Genomic DNA, 15,274 nt, shown 5'->3' with positions numbered 1-15,274 from the left:
TTTACTGTATAAAAAACCAGTTTATACTGTATGTAATTACAGATATGTTTTTATACACAGGAGAGGCACTATGCTGACTCAATTAACCATTAGTCATTTTGCCATAGTCCGTGAACTTGAAATCGATTTTTCTGGTGGCATGACCACCATTACAGGCGAAACTGGCGCAGGTAAGTCTATTGCAATTGATGCACTAGGTTTATGTTTAGGTAACCGTGGTGATGCCAATATGGTGCGCCCAGGTGCAACTAGAGCCGATTTATGTGCACGATTCTCACTCTCTGACACGCCATCAGCACAACGTTGGCTTGAAGAACATCATCTTGATGATCATAATGAATGCCTATTAAGAAGAACTATCTCTGCTGATGGGCGTTCTCGTGGTTTTATCAACGGCACTTCCGTACCACTTTCACAATTAAGAGAGCTTGGTTCTTTACTTATCCAGATCCATGGACAACATGCTCACCAACAACTTCTAGAGCCTCGCTATCAAAAACAACTGCTTGATATCTATGCCCATGAACCGGCTTTATTAAAAAGCATGAAGTCGGCTTATCAAACATGGCATCAAAGTTACCAAACTTTAGCCGCTTTTCAACAACTCTCTTTAGAACGAGAAGCAAGACAGCAACTGGTTGATTACCATTTAAAAGAACTCAATGAATTTCAACCAGTACAAGGCGAATACCCAGAATTAGATCAAGAATATAAACGTCTTTCTAACTGCGGGCAATTTTTGACTTTAAGCCAAAATAGCTTACAAATTTTAAGCGATAACGAAGAGCAAAATATTTTAAGTATGCTCAATGTGGCTAAACATGAAATTGCTGAACTGACCTCTATGGAAAGTCAGTTCAATTCACTATTAGAGATGCTGGAAGAAGCTACTATTCAAATTAGTGAAGTGAGTGATGAACTTCGTCATTATAGCGATCGCTTAGAGATGGATCCTAATCGCTTATTTGAAGTTGAAAAACGCATGTCTAAGTACATTAGTTTGTCACGTAAACATCGCGTTGCACCTGAAGAATTATACGATCTTCATCAGCAATTAATTGAAGAAAAAAATGCCCTACTTCGTCAAAATGATGATTGTGACGCTTTAATAGAACAAGTTAAAGCTGACCATTTAATTGCATTAGATGTCGCAAAACAGTTACATCAGGTTCGCCAGCAGTATGCGAATGAATTAAGCCAGCTTATCACCAACAGTATGCATCAATTATCAATGCCTCATGGCTATTTTACTGTTGATACTCATTTTGATGATAGCTCACTGCAAATCGATGGTGCCACAAAAGTTGAATTTAATGTCACTACAAACCCAGGACAACCGCATCAAGCCCTTTCTAAAGTTGCTTCTGGTGGTGAATTATCACGTATTGCACTTGCAATCCAAGTGATCACGGCGAAGAAAATGGATACGCCTGCTCTTATTTTCGATGAAGTTGATGTTGGTATCAGTGGTCCTACTGCTGCTATTGTGGGTAAATTATTACGCGAATTGGGTGAATCAACTCAAGTAATGTGTGTCACTCACTTACCTCAAGTCGCGGGTTGTGGTCATCAACACTATTTTGTCAATAAAGAGACAAATGGTGAAGAAACTGAAACAACCATGAAACTATTATCGAAAAAAGAACGTCTACAAGAGCTAGCTCGTTTATTAGCAGGTAGTGAAGTCACCAAAAATACCTTAGCAAATGCGAAAGATTTGTTGGCTGCATAACGATTAACAAACTTTTATTGATATTTAGGGTCATAGGCAGAGTGTGAAAGGTTTTCAATTGCTGCGTTGTCGATTATCATCGTCACTATGACCCTAAAAGGAATGTAATAACCATGCGTTTTAAACTGTTAAAAGTTGCCGCCTTATCTTTAGTCGTAATGACTTCAGGTTGCTCTATGTTCGAGAGACTGGTTTATCACCCAGATATCAATCAGGGAAATTATTTAACGCCAGCCGAAGTCGCAAAAGTTCAGCAAGGAATGACACAGCAGCAAGTTCAATTTGCCCTTGGTACGCCAATGCTAAAAGATCCTTTCGGAAGCCAGACTTGGTATTATGTTTTCCGTGAAGAGCCTGGTCATCAGAAAGTACGTCAAGAGACTCTTACCCTGACTTTTGATAGCAATGGCATACTGACTAAGATTGATAAACAAGGCAATATGCCTAACTTCTCAGCACCTGAAACAAAATCGTAATGCGATAACAGCGCTAAGAAAGCTTAGTTTTGTATAGATTGGCAAAAACGGATTGCACCCCATACGTTAGATTTGACGTTGGGGTGTGTTTTTATAAAGAGAAATTGCTTTATAACAGTGTTGTCTTGTATTGTGTCTGTCTGTAATCAAACGGCCTATCAATGCAATATATGATGCTCACCCCTATTGGGCAAAAAGCATAATATTAATCTGCTTTTTGTCGTGCTTTCTCAGCACGTTTACGACGCATTTCTTTAGGATCGGCAATTAAAGGTCGATAAATTTCAACTCTATCACCGTCTCGCACATTATCGCTTAACTTTGCTGGTCGACTATAAATACCCACTTTATTCTTAGTCAAATCAATATCATTACAAATCGTTAAGATATTTGAAGCAATAATGGCTTGTTCAACAGTATCCCCTAATGTTACTTCCACAGGGATAAGGTACTGTTTGTCAGGTAACGCATAGGTTACCTCTACCCATATTTTAGTCACGATAGATCTCTTTCGCTCTGTGAGTAAACGCCTGCACCATATTGTTCGTTAAATCCTTAAAAATACGACCAAAGGCTAACTCAATTAATTTATTGGTAAACTCAAAGTCTAGCTGAAACTCTATCTTACACGCATTATCATCAAGTGCGGTAAACACCCATCCCCCAGTTAATTTACGAAAGGGACCATCAACAAGACGCATATCCACACGTTCATTTGTCTTTAAAAAATTATGGGTAGTAAATGTTTTACTGATCCCTGCTTTAGAGACATTTATTGATGCAATCATTTCTTCTGGTGTGCTTTTGATCAGTTTACTTCCAACGCATCCTGGTAGAAAATCAGGATAAGTAAGAACATCATTAACCAGTTTAAACATTTGCTCTGTACTAAAAGGGACAAGAGCAGATCGACTAATCTGAGGCATAGTTATTCCTGTACGACAACACTGCGCGGATCATATCATTGAACAGTGACTAATTAAAAATCTAATGGAATATAGCTTAAGTTTTATGCAATTGAAAAGAAAACAGTCGGTTAAATGATTTCTTTCTATTGCTCATACAGTATAATGTGGACATTATGACAAAGAAAAAATCACACAAACCTGGTTCTGCGACCATTGCGTTAAACAAACGTGCTCGCCATGAATATTTCATCGAAGATGAGATAGAAGCGGGCTTGGCGCTCCAAGGCTGGGAAGTTAAATCACTGCGAGCCGGTAAAGCAAACATCAGTGATAGCTATGTTATCATGCGTGATGGCGAAGCTTATCTTTTTGGTGCAACTATTACTCCTTTAAATGTTGCATCAAGCCATGTCGTTTGTGATCCGACACGTACCCGTAAACTATTATTAAAACAGCGTGAACTTGATAACCTTTATGGTCAAATCAACCGTGATGGTTATACCGTTGTTGCACTTTCTCTTTATTGGAAAAACGCTTGGTGCAAAATCAAAATTGGTGTTGCAAAAGGTAAAAAAGATCACGATAAACGTGAAACCATTAAAGATCGTGAGTGGAAATTAGACAAAGCACGTATTATGAAAAATGCTAACCGCTAAATTGCGTTAAGTACTAGCAATGACAAGTATTTTTCTGATATACTCGCTGTCAACAACTTGGGGCTGATTCTGGATTCGACGGGATTTGCGAAACCCAAGGTGCATGCCGAGGGGCGGTTGGCCTCGTAAAAAGCCGCAAAAAAGATAGTCGCAAACGACAATCAATATAAAGCACTAGCAGCTTAATAACCTGCTTTGAGCCCTCTCTCCCTAGCTTCCGCTCTTAAGACGGGGATAAAGAGAGGTCAAACCCAAAAGAGATCGCGTGGATGCCTAGCTTGGGGTTGAAGCGTTAAACTTAATCAAGCTAGCTTATTCATGGCGCGTCTGTCCGCAGTGGGTAAGTGAAATTAAAGATAGACTAAGCATGTAGTACCGAGGATGTAGAAATTTCGGACGCGGGTTCAACTCCCGCCAGCTCCACCAAATAAAACAAGGGGTTACGTGAAAACGTAGCCCCCTTAATTTTTAGAATGTCCACATTACGTCCACACAGAAAATCTTCACATCGATATCAGTTACTGTTTCATTTCCGTTCTAACAAATATTATTTAATTCTTCTTAAGTAATCTATTTTCTTTTGTTGGCAAATTGAAATATCATTTTTATACTTATAGCAAAAGACTTATTTAATTATTCAAAAATAAACTGAGGATAGGATAATGAGAAAAGTTATTATTATTAAATCAGATAGCACAACAGAAACCATGATGGTCGATAAAGAGATCACCGCACTGGCAATACCTGATATTACTTTAGTTCCTAAAGATATTAGAGTAAGACCTATTGAAGAATTTCTATATAAAGATAAATTGTATTTTTTCGTGCGTGATTGTGAGCTAGTCAGTGATGATAGAGTTTTATGTGTTATTTCTGGCATCGACTAAATTTTCTGAATCATTTCAATTTCAAAAATCTATAACTCACTGAAAAATAAATATTCTCTAAAATGCTCTCGCGTAAAATGTGGATCATCAATCCCACGTAAAGTATGAAATTTCTTTTACTATCAATGCATTAAGTTTTTATCGAGATCCTTTTTCTATCCCTCAAACTGAAATAACCTGAAATCTTTTACAATCATTTCAGTTTGACGCCTACGCAAAGAACCCAATCCCCGCGCGCCCTCACGATATGTTTTGTAAAAATTTCAAACTGAAATATTTTTTTGATCTAAATTGTGCAGGCGGGTGCGGATTAGTGCGTTTTACGTGGTGAATGATTTTATTTCGTGGGGATTATGCGCCCGCAGTCGCACGCTATCGATGCGATCCATTTTGAGCTATGCAGGGGATGTATTATGAGAATTGAACGCCTTAGAATGGCGTAGAGATGGGAATTTATAGGTACAAAAAAGCCAACTGGTAAGGTTGGCCTTTTACGATTTGATATTCTCATTCAACTAACATTAGTAATATAGACTAATCAGATAATAACTCAATCAAAGCTAATCGTTTTTTATATGATAGTTTATCTAAAACCCCTTTATTATCTCTTTCTATTTTATCTTTTAACTCAATGTAGTATGAGAAATTTAAATCATATTTTAAAGCATCTTGCTGACAAGCATGGCTATTACATATAGCGATTATTTCAGTGTGATGTCTATGATGCTGATGTATTTTTATTACTTCTAAGGGTTTATGGCAACAAGGGCAAGAAAGGGGAATATTCGTGGTTATATTTCGTTTTGATAATTGATACCCACCTGTTTTACGAATAGATGGTAATACCTCGTTTGTAACCCACTTTCTAAACCTGTGAGCAATAGAACCATTTTTAATGGCATCACGGCAACGTAGTATCAATGTATACATTCCAGACTCATTGATAATATTGACCTTCCCTTGACGCCCTAAGTTTAACTTAGACCGTTCGTCATCATCTAAAGATTTTAATGACATTGTAGGATTACTTAGATTTAGAGCACTACAAACATCTTCCGCTACAAACCACGGCATGTCTTTTATTGTTAGTGTTCTTATTGAAAATGATTCAAAAGCGAATGGTACAACAGAATATTTAGCCATTACTGACCCCTTGTATTTTTTTGAGATTTTGATGTCACCATAAAATGGTGTCAGGAGGCTCAAAACGGCTACAAGAGACCGCGGACTTATTTCCCTTTCGGGTGTTGTATTCGTCGCCCTCCCGACATTATTCGGGGTATGGTCGCGCAATGCGCCCACTAAATGATAGGCATAAAAAATCCAACACTGACGGGGTTGGTCTGACCGCTTGTATGAGGTTTTGAGTCCTCGTGAGTAAGACAATAATTAATAATGATTTAAAGGTCAACAAGATAATATAAAAAAGCCCGCAATCGCGGGCAAGGATGGTAACAATTTTATCACCCAATGACAGGTGAATACTTCTGCTTAAGTCCTGTTGATTTAGTGCCTGTGTTGCTAATGGCTGAGGCATTTAATGGACTGCCCGTGTTGTTATGAGTATGGTTTGCCGTGAGTGTAGCCAACTCATTCACCACATCTAGCGTATCTAACATGCACTGCATCACATTCAATTGTTCATTACCCAAATAAACAACGGGTGCCATGATTTTTTGCATCGCGCCTGCAATACTCGAACGCACTGCCCCGATTTTTTCCTCCAGTTTCTGACCAACATCAATCGTCATATTTTGCCCCACAGCAATAACTCTATTGGCTTGCGTCGCTTGGCTAAAGTCACCTTCAGCAATTTGCATAATGGCACCCGCCATTAACGTGCTTGTGCCAATGACTGTCGTTTTATCGGTAGCTTGTACAGTGGTTTCTCTGGCGATAACGGTGCGATTTTCCGTATTAGTTTTCACCTCACGATGCATCGACTCTTCAATGATTTTTTGGTCAGTTTGCCGATGCCATGTGCCGTCCTGCGTAACCCGTTGTGATACCTCTTGACGTTGCTGTTGCAGTTGTTCGCCTGGCTTAATATCGGGCAAGGTATTGCCATGACTTAACACTTGACGAATAAAGGGCTTATCTGCACGGCCATTTTCAAATGCAATTTCAACCATTGAACCCACAGGCGGATATTGAAACATCCCCGACTCATTGCCTGCCATCGGCAACGGTAACGGCACCGCGTGATAAACGGGTGCCACATCATTGCCGTCGGCATCAACCATTTGCACATCAACCGCATATTTTGGTCTGAATGGATCAGAAATATCCCCCGCGGTAGTATTTTCGGTGGGTGCTTCAACACGGGCAAATTTCGGCAAGTGCAATCCTGCCGAAAGCTCGGGGTAAGCATTATCAATGTGTTGCTGGGCTATGGTGCGGTTTTCGGCTCGCCCTGTAATCGCATCGGGGCTGATCCACGTTAACGTCATATTGTCGTTATCCAGCGCCACACGCTCTAAGCGTTTATCATTCACTTTCACACCAGGGCGTAAACTTTGCACCATCGGGATGGTCATTTGATTACCGGCACGTTGTTCAGAAGAAAACTGATTGTCTATTTCAATCTCTTTATCTTTCCAAAATGAATCATTCCAGCTTCCTACGAACACGTCACCGTCTGGCGTTTGATACCAAACATAATCGGGAATATTGAAGACTTTTCCCAGGCTATTTAATAATTGATAACCCGTACCGTTATGAGTGTAATGTGGAATAGGGGTATTCACATATTCGGCATCCGGTAACACAAAATGTAATCCGCTGTGCTCTTTTAGATAATCGGTGATCTGTTTTAAGGTGGGATGCTGAAAAGAGCATGGCCACATTCTGTCGAATACGCCAACCAATTCGCGCACGAACAATTTTTGAAAACCATTTTGTGACGGTTGCGAGCGCTCCACGTAACCCGTGAAATACCGTAATAGTAAATCCGTGTAGCCAATATCAAGACGCACCAATTTACCTGTGTAATCAGTATCGGTTTTAGCAGTAATAAATCCACGTCCACATTGGGATAATTCCAGCACCATTTTCACGTCAACAAGGTGCGTTTCATCACCCGATAAATAAAGTCGATTAATTGATTTCATTTAAATACCCCACCGAGTCCGTCGTTAATTGGTTTTAACACTTCTTTTTCAAACCGACTCAATTCCTGCTCTTGTTCTGGCGTTCCTTCGCCATTGGCTTTTGGCTTATCACTCATACTTTGTATTTTGGCTTTAACTTGCCCTGCTGAACGACTTTCGCGTTTTTCGGGCACCGATAAATGCTCACGTAAGGTAAAGGTGACTTGCCAGGCTTGTTTACCGTCCATCTTTGACGCATCAATGCCGTTAGTGAATGTGCCAAGACGAAAATTAATCGCGCTAGCCATGCAGTTGGCGACACGGTAGCGTTTTAGTAGTCCGTTATCTTTGGCTTCTGCCAAGGCAAATAAACGGGTTAGCGTTTTTTCTTCGGTGAAAGGAATCGTGCCCGTGATGCGTAGCTCTTTGGGTTTAATCCCCTGCTCACTGTTTACCGTGCTTGATGACTGCCCCGACTGGTCTTTGTCTTGATACATCATCGAGGGTGTGACGGTCAGGTTTTTTAATAAGATAGCTTCACCATCCAGCGCCAACGTAATGATTTGACTGACTTGAGGTGTGTTATTTTCGTTGAGTGGTGTCTGTGTCATGCATCATTCCTTTGATTGCATCATTTACTTGTTTACAAAGAGGTTATGTTTTTGACTCTCAAAAAACTTGGAAATCAGTTATTCTGTCCAGTAATTTTTTTGAGTTGTTCTTAAGCTATGAAAAGTATGATGGAACGAGTAGAACAGTTTTTGGGCGAACAATTTCAAAGATAGGAATAGGTAAATCTATACTATTTGGCAATCCACCAAATAGATTTAGAGCTTTTAAATTAAAACCACTAGATGAGGCAAGATTAATATTCGCAACGAATGTACTAAATAATGTTAATTACAATTGGAATTAAAAACTCACTATATGGGATTTATTATTGCATAGCATATATTATAAATCCCATTGGAACAGCGCATTAAATATCATAATCCATTGCTAAATATGCTCCAACAAGTGATGGTAAACAATATAAAGCAGCGATTCTTTCTCCTAGCTGCCAATTAAAAATAAATAAGCCAGCTAACACGACGATACCAATATAGAACAATATTTTACCTACTCTTTCTTTGTTACTTGGTGCTATTAGTTTTCCTACAGAAACAAACGTAGCCCCCATCACCACAGAAGTAGCCAGCTCTATATAGAAAGGTAATGGTTCTTCCCCCCTGTAATTAAAAAAACCTATATTTGTTAGAACTCTCAACAGTACAGGCAAAGCTATAGCTGATACAAAAGCTATAGGAAGGAGCCCTACCCATCTAAAAAAATTATTCATTTAGTGACATCTCCATATAAAAGCTATAATTATCAATCCTCTGATTTATTTTCATCAGGAACGCCATAACACCTAACAAAACTTCCTGATACAGCCGCTGAAATTGGGTCGGCATCCGCAATACAGCTTTGCCCTTTATCATTTGTATAGCTAATGCACCCGCTTAACATTATGGCGACAATAGTTAATAGTAACGGTTTCATGTAAAACTCCTTATAAATTATTACACTCATACAATACTACGTTATTCGTAGTATCCAGAGCAAGCTAAAACTACGATTCTCGTAACTCCATATTACTGAGAGTTATTATGAATCCTATTGAAAATCACAAAGATATCTTTTGCAGACGCTTAAAAGAAGCCAGATTAGCTGCTGGGTTATCACAAAAGAACTTAGGTATCGCAGCGGGAATCGACGAGTTTGTAGCTAGTACACGTATCAATCGTTATGAAAAAGGTGTTCATGAGGTAGATATTGGCACGGCTCAAAAGTTAGCTGATGTGCTAGATATCCCGTTAGCTTATTTTTATGCTCAAGATGACCAGTTAGCTTGTCTGATTAAATGTTTTCACAAACTGCCAAGAGCACTACAAGAAGAACTCATATTAAAAATAAAATAGTAATACAACCTTAATTTAATTAGATAGCGCCATCTATATAGCGATTCTGTTAAAATTTCAGTGTTCCTCCCCCCTCTCCTCTCTCGGATTGACTTTGCTGGTTTTCGCTTTTCATTTAGTAGCTGTAAAGAGTTTTTAACAACGAAACAGTGCAAAAGATCATATTGGGGCGATGATTCATCACTCAAAAAATTATCTTCCTTATACCACATCGTATATTGAATTCTCATTTAGCATAGGAATATCTATAGTTTATAATCCTTAATTAAATAAGTGATAAATAGTGTTTAAAAAACATATGATTAAATAAAATTCTTATCATCTAATTTCGCTATTTTACTCTTTTTATTTTTTACTAATATACCGCCATAGCTAATCCGAGATCCGTTGCAATAGCCCCCTCATCTGTTAAGATATGGTGGAATTTCCGCATAACCCAATGATTGATAATAGGTAAAAAATGTCCACACTTAAACCCGCCATCTTCTCTTTCTTTTCTGGCTCTGGATTCTTAGACCTTGGCTTTGAAAATTCTGGCTACGAAGTGGTTTTTGTGAATGAATATCACCCGCCATTTATGGATGCTTACAAACACTCTCGAAAGGTTATGAACAAAGCTATACCTCGCTTTGGCTATGCTGAAAAGAGTATCGAGACAATCGATCATAAACACTTGAAAGATTCAATTAAAACTCTAAAAAAAGAACACAGACTTGTCGGTTTCATTGGAGGACCTCCTTGCCCAGACTTTTCAGTTGCAGGTAAGAATAAAGGGCGCGATGGAGAAAACGGTAAGCTATCTCAAAGCTATATAAATATTATTGTAGAGATGAAACCTGATTTCTTCTTATTTGAGAACGTCAAGGGGTTATATCGCACACTTAAACACCGAGAATTTTTTGAGCATCTAAAAGAACAGTTGGTAACTGCTGGTTATAACCTACATGAAAAATTAATAAATTCAATTGAATATAGTGCACCACAAGATCGAGAGCGCATCATTTTGCTCGGTTTCAAAAGTAAAGAATTATCTAAGAACTTTATCTGGAGCGGTAGAACTTACCCAGATCGTAGTGCTTTTGAATATAAATGGCCGACAACTAATGAATTTGCCGAAAATTCAATATTGGATATACCCAAGCATCTTCCTGAAGAGCTAACAGTTGATTACTGGTTTACTAAAAATGATGTTTCTGCACATGTAAATTCAAAACATGTATTCACTCCCAGAGCAGGATTAACTCGCTTCAAAACTGTTGAAGAAGGTGACGACAGTAAAAAATCTTACAAGCGCCTCCATCGTTGGAGGTATTCCCCAACGGCAGCTTATGGTAATAATGAAGTACACTTACATCCATATAAACCGCGCAGAATAACGGTTGCAGAAGCACTTGCTATTCAATCTCTACCAAAAGAATTTGAACTACCTAGTTATATGACCCTTTCAAACATGTTCAAAACTGTTGGTAATGGTGTCCCTTATCTTGCCGCATTAGGAATAGCAGCATCTATATTAGAGCATTTAGGAATAAAAGATGAATTTAACAGCAATGAATCTGGTGAATGCAATAGCGAACCTACCCAAAAACAGGCAATTTGATTATGTAAATGGCAGAAATGCTGGCAAAATAGTTATCGACTCGATTACTCAACCAGAAGGTCCTATTCGTATAAAACGTTTCAACCCAACAAAGGGAGAAACGTTAAAAGCCGCTCGAACAGAAAGTATATCTAGTCAAATGATTTGGCGTCTAGCAAATGCGATTCAAGAGGATTCCCCGATCAATTTAGATCGAGTATTTGGTGCAAGCTATAATACCCGTTCCGTTATTGAAAGTTTACTTGCTCATACTCCTCTATTTTACTAGTGTAAACTTGACCGTTTAGAAGTTATTAATACTAAACAAACAATCACTAAAGGTCACAAACATCTTATCTATTTACCTAATTCACCACATGAAAACGGAATTCTTTCTGAATATAAAACTAATATTGTTATTTCGGAGATGAAAACTGAAGTTATTTACCAAAGTGTTGATTTAGATACCATCCGCGCAGTTGATGGGTTATCGATTGAAGAAAAAAGAAGACATGCGCAGATCCAAATAGCATTAGTAAAAATTGGTAACTACTTAGGCTATAGAACATGGGTTGCAGCAAATGATCGAGGGCTTAAGTATAACGGAAAAGCTATTGCGCAAATGGATGGTGTAATCGATAGCCTTTCCAATGAAAAGGTCTTAAGTTCATACAGTGAAGCTATCAATGGCGCAAAATTAATAGACTGTATATGGTTCAGAAATGGTAAGTTAATGCCAGCAGTAATGGAAATTGAACACAGTACTGGAATAATAAGTGGCTTAACTCGTATGAAAAATTTTTGTGATTATGCCCCCCGCTTACAAGATATCAGATGGACAATTGTTGCTCCTGATGAATATCGAGCAAAAGTTATTGAATTTGCAAATAGACCACAATTTCGCGAGTTAGATGCAAAATTTTTTCCTTACTCGGCAGTAGAAGAATTATATTCTCTTTGTGAACGCCGTAAGCCAAAAGGAATTACAGATCAGTTTCTTGATTCATTTATGGAAAATTGTGTAACTCACTAACCACTAATTTAAGAATCATGCCGAGTTAATCTCGGCTATTTTAATCTTCATGATAAAAAATAGCTCCTTTTAACTTGAGCTGATTACATATGATATTTTTTCATTTTATATCACAATAATCGCCAACAAAAAATCATCATATCTTATTGATTCTACTTCTGTATGTAGCCAGCTGTTATCAGTAGATTACTCTTATGCAAATGCAAAAGCCCAAGAAACAACAAAAACAATATAGAATCAGCCCCTCATTGATGAAGAAGCCCATAACCTGATGAATTATTATTACTAAATCTAAGTTAAATTTATAAGGCGCAACAGCGTTTATATTTCTTACCACTACCGCATGAACATGGTTCATTTCTTCCAATTTTATTTCGTTTTATTTGCGGTTTTTCACCAAACGAAAACGTTTTTGCATCTTTTATATGATTACTCGACGAAATAGGTTTTAAACTAGCCGTTAGTCTGTCCATTCTATCCGATTGTTTCCACTTACTTTCATGATATGAAGCAAATCGGAGTTTACCTTTAGTTGGACTAATACAGCATCCTACCCAATTCTCTGCTTGGGTTGTATATTTTCTTTTTTCACAATGTGCAACCAGTTTGTTATAGGCCGTATCATTATCATCTTCATTGCAGTGAATAGTTAAACCCGTTTTTTCCTTTAGCAAGGGAAGAGTTATATCATGGTGTTGATTATCTATTTTAAACTGAGCAATCATCTTTGAAATCGCGTCATTGAGTAGATCTATACTTTCACCATCCAATGATAAAAGGTGTAATCCTAGTTTCTGAAGACAAAAATCTGCTGAAAACTCAATATCATTGATAATATCACCAACAAAACCTTTTTTGTGAGAAGTTATAAACCCCTCAGGTGTTTTCTCTCCATCGTAACCATCCCTTCTGGCTAACATTGCTAATTCAAGATCTGTAGATATATCATCATCAAGCATAACTAATGTCGATTCTTCCCCAAAATATAAGTTTTGCATGATGTAAGCTGAAAGAATTACTAGCTCATGATTAGAAAGAATTGAATCACCATAGTCACTCCGTTTAACAAGATAGTCTAAGACTCGTAAAGGTGATGGCAGCATTTCGGTAATCATATCTATTAAAAACACATCCATTACATAAGGATGTTTTATTACATTAGTCGTTTGATATTGAAGAAAATGTCGAGCTTGAGCAGCAAGAGCAGGAAAATAGTCTGATACTATACAAATAGGTAATATCGTCTTGAAATTAGATTGAATTTTAACTTCATTGCCAAATTCATTTTTAAAAATACACCCTTCTTTTTGTAGTAGTTGGCTACATAAATAAGCTTGATCATAGGCATCTTGAATTGCTTTTTTAAAATCTCCTTCTAATTGTTTACTATTACCCTTACGAGCCTCGATAGTGAGTTTTTTAGACTTAGCTTGTACGACTATCGCAAAAACGCCGAATGTGACCAAAACATCAATTTCACCTGCTTTATTTTTACCATCGAAAATATCAATATTGGTTAAAACATTATCGTCACCAAACACTAGAGCTAAGCGTTCAGCTGTAAAGTTTTCTGTAAAAGCACCTCGATGCTTACTTGCTATAACCTTATATGTTCTGTCTTCGTTAAACCAAAAAAATGGGCTTTCATAAAGTGCCTCCCATAAGCTGTAACCTTGAAAACTGACGAATGCCCCCTCTACAGTTTTTATTATTGGAAACGCATTTTTATGATTAAAATCATCCACAGATTTAAAACAGCTCATTCCGTCTTCGGGCTTAGCTGATAACGCCGCAATCACAGCCTCTACAACCTTTTCATTTAAACTACTTTGTGCCACGACTTCAGAAATAGTAAACATGAACATAGGCAAATGATATGGCAATGGCAGGAACTTTACTGAAGATACTAATTGATTGGCTTTCTCTAGTTGAATTTGTTCTATGGCCGAAATAACTTCAGCTGCTTGAGAAACGTTAAAGCCTTTATTTGCTTCAATCCAACCATCATCAAGAGAATAGCGACGTTTGGCTAAGTCCCTATATTGATGCTTGAAAACTCCATCCCCGCCATAAAAGATAGCTTCTCGCATAAAATAATTTTTATCGCTACTTGGAATTACTTCTCGAATAAATTCACTAAAACTAGGGATGTCATTACTATTTTTAGGATCAAATTTTTTCAACAATAGAGCACTGTCTAATGGCGGGCAAAAACTATAATGTAGCTCTTCAAAAAGTTGCCAGACACGATCTGCTATTTTTTTTAATTCTTCTAATTCTAATTGCCTATTATTAAATCCACTTTTACACGCTAAACCAATAAGTGTTGAAAGCTCAGTTCTGGATAAACGCGTCCGATCAAATGCTTGTGCAAATGATTCCTTATCCAATTTTTCACCTGAAAAGTGAATAAAGGTATCTTTCCAACAGAAAAATGCTACAACTTCCCAAAAACCTTCTACACAACTAAGTTTCTCTAGTTCATCAAAAATTTCTTGCTCGGTTCTCATAATATTCACTATTATTCAAGATTGTTTATACTCAACTTAACACACTCTAAGTTGCATCAACTAGCAACAAATCTTGCTTCGCGACTTAACTATTGATTATCCCATAATAAAGTTAGTCATGTAGTTAGTGATAATAATTTACTATCTCTATTAATAATGTCATACGATTAATAGCTAGATTGTATGTTGTATTTTTCTAAAAAATTTTAACCCACTTCTTTCCTATTTACCCAAGGTATTAGCTAGGTACTCAAAAGTCACTAGTCCAGACCCTACCCCCTATGTGAAATTTTATTACTACATTAAATGTGACACTAAAATTACTCTTGTCATAAAGTGTGACTCAAAAAAGTAATCTAACATATTGATATTAAATAGCATAACGTGAGTGACACTTGTGACGCATATTTTTATTTAATACATTATTTTTATTTGCATGCTTC

General features: G+C 37.5%; 14 protein-coding genes, 1 other RNA gene and 1 pseudogene. 8 read left to right on the top strand and 8 right to left on the bottom strand.

Annotated elements, in window-relative coordinates:
- Nucleotides 1-70 precede the first annotated feature (70 nt).
- On the top strand, nt 71-1,732 hold the full coding sequence (gene recN / locus ABN212_RS05540) for a DNA repair protein RecN (RefSeq protein ID WP_349442979.1): 1,662 nt from the start codon (nt 71-73) through the stop codon (nt 1,730-1,732).
- A gap of 113 nt (nt 1,733-1,845) precedes the next feature.
- Nucleotides 1,846-2,208 carry an outer membrane protein assembly factor BamE gene (bamE, locus tag ABN212_RS05535; protein ID WP_198619714.1) on the top strand — a complete coding sequence of 121 codons (363 nt, stop codon included), beginning with the start codon at nt 1,846-1,848 and terminating at the stop codon, nt 2,206-2,208.
- A gap of 205 nt (nt 2,209-2,413) precedes the next feature.
- Here the strand turns inward: bamE and ABN212_RS05530 are convergent, their stop codons facing one another.
- Nucleotides 2,414-2,707: an RnfH family protein gene (locus ABN212_RS05530; protein WP_349442978.1), complete on the bottom strand. Its 294-nt coding sequence runs from the start codon at nt 2,705-2,707 to the stop codon at nt 2,414-2,416.
- Nucleotides 2,700-3,134 carry an SRPBCC family protein gene (locus ABN212_RS05525; RefSeq protein ID WP_006533588.1) on the bottom strand — a complete coding sequence of 145 codons (435 nt, stop codon included), beginning with the start codon at nt 3,132-3,134 and terminating at the stop codon, nt 2,700-2,702. Before ABN212_RS05525 ends, ABN212_RS05530 begins: the two co-directional genes overlap by 8 nt.
- Nucleotides 3,135-3,289: 155 nt before the next feature.
- On the opposite strand from ABN212_RS05525, the gene smpB reads away from it, so the two are divergent.
- The 3 genes from smpB (at nt 3,290) to ABN212_RS05510 (ending at nt 4,659) form a co-directional block, all read left to right on the top strand.
- Nucleotides 3,290-3,772 carry an SsrA-binding protein SmpB gene (gene smpB / locus ABN212_RS05520; protein ID WP_109370996.1) on the top strand — a complete coding sequence of 161 codons (483 nt, stop codon included), beginning with the start codon at nt 3,290-3,292 and terminating at the stop codon, nt 3,770-3,772.
- Between the two features lie 59 nt (nt 3,773-3,831).
- Nucleotides 3,832-4,198, top strand: a transfer-messenger RNA (tmRNA) gene (gene ssrA, locus ABN212_RS05515).
- A 236-nt stretch (nt 4,199-4,434) separates the two neighbouring features.
- Entirely contained in the window at nt 4,435-4,659 is a 225-nt protein-coding gene (locus ABN212_RS05510; protein WP_311747474.1) for a hypothetical protein, read from the top strand.
- Between the two features lie 534 nt (nt 4,660-5,193).
- On the opposite strand, the gene ABN212_RS05505 is transcribed toward ABN212_RS05510, so the two are convergent.
- From ABN212_RS05505 to ABN212_RS05485, 5 genes are all read right to left on the bottom strand, one after another.
- On the bottom strand, nt 5,194-5,802 hold the full coding sequence (locus ABN212_RS05505; protein WP_311747475.1) for a BRO-N domain-containing protein: 609 nt from the start codon (nt 5,800-5,802) through the stop codon (nt 5,194-5,196).
- 320 nt (nt 5,803-6,122) lie between these two features.
- Complete coding sequence (locus ABN212_RS05500; RefSeq protein WP_349442977.1) at nt 6,123-7,769, bottom strand: hypothetical protein; 1,647 nt, start codon at nt 7,767-7,769, stop codon at nt 6,123-6,125.
- Nucleotides 7,766-8,359, bottom strand: a complete 594-nt coding sequence (locus ABN212_RS05495) for a hypothetical protein (RefSeq protein ID WP_349442976.1) — start codon at nt 8,357-8,359, stop codon at nt 7,766-7,768. The genes ABN212_RS05500 and ABN212_RS05495 overlap by 4 nt, the downstream gene beginning before the upstream one ends.
- 368 nt (nt 8,360-8,727) lie before the next feature.
- On the bottom strand, nt 8,728-9,087 hold the full coding sequence (locus tag ABN212_RS05490; protein WP_198619710.1) for a hypothetical protein: 360 nt from the start codon (nt 9,085-9,087) through the stop codon (nt 8,728-8,730).
- A 32-nt stretch (nt 9,088-9,119) separates the two neighbouring features.
- Entirely contained in the window at nt 9,120-9,290 is a 171-nt protein-coding gene (locus tag ABN212_RS05485) for a hypothetical protein (RefSeq protein ID WP_156171085.1), read from the bottom strand.
- A gap of 107 nt (nt 9,291-9,397) precedes the next feature.
- Between ABN212_RS05485 and ABN212_RS05480 the strand changes: the two genes are divergently transcribed.
- From ABN212_RS05480 to ABN212_RS05470, 3 genes and pseudogenes are all read left to right on the top strand, one after another.
- Nucleotides 9,398-9,709 (top strand): helix-turn-helix domain-containing protein, encoded by a 312-nt coding sequence (locus tag ABN212_RS05480; protein WP_198619709.1) that lies wholly within the window; start codon nt 9,398-9,400, stop codon nt 9,707-9,709.
- 460 nt (nt 9,710-10,169) lie between these two features.
- The gene (locus ABN212_RS05475) at nt 10,170-11,309 is read left to right on the top strand and encodes a DNA cytosine methyltransferase (RefSeq protein WP_198619708.1); all 1,140 of its coding nucleotides are present in this window, start codon (nt 10,170-10,172) and stop codon (nt 11,307-11,309) included.
- A pseudogene (locus ABN212_RS05470) lies at nt 11,260-12,321 on the top strand (restriction endonuclease). Before ABN212_RS05475 ends, ABN212_RS05470 begins: the two are co-directional and overlap by 50 nt.
- Before the next feature lie 302 nt (nt 12,322-12,623).
- On the opposite strand, the gene ABN212_RS18860 reads toward ABN212_RS05470, so the two are convergent.
- Complete coding sequence (locus tag ABN212_RS18860) at nt 12,624-14,831, bottom strand: SEC-C metal-binding domain-containing protein (RefSeq protein ID WP_409339351.1); 2,208 nt, start codon at nt 14,829-14,831, stop codon at nt 12,624-12,626.
- Nucleotides 14,832-15,274: the final 443 nt, after the last annotated feature.

This window comes from Proteus genomosp. 6, assembly GCF_040139785.1.
In the GTDB taxonomy this organism is placed as follows: domain Bacteria; phylum Pseudomonadota; class Gammaproteobacteria; order Enterobacterales; family Enterobacteriaceae; genus Proteus.
This window is presented reverse-complemented; position numbering and strand designations above follow the sequence as displayed.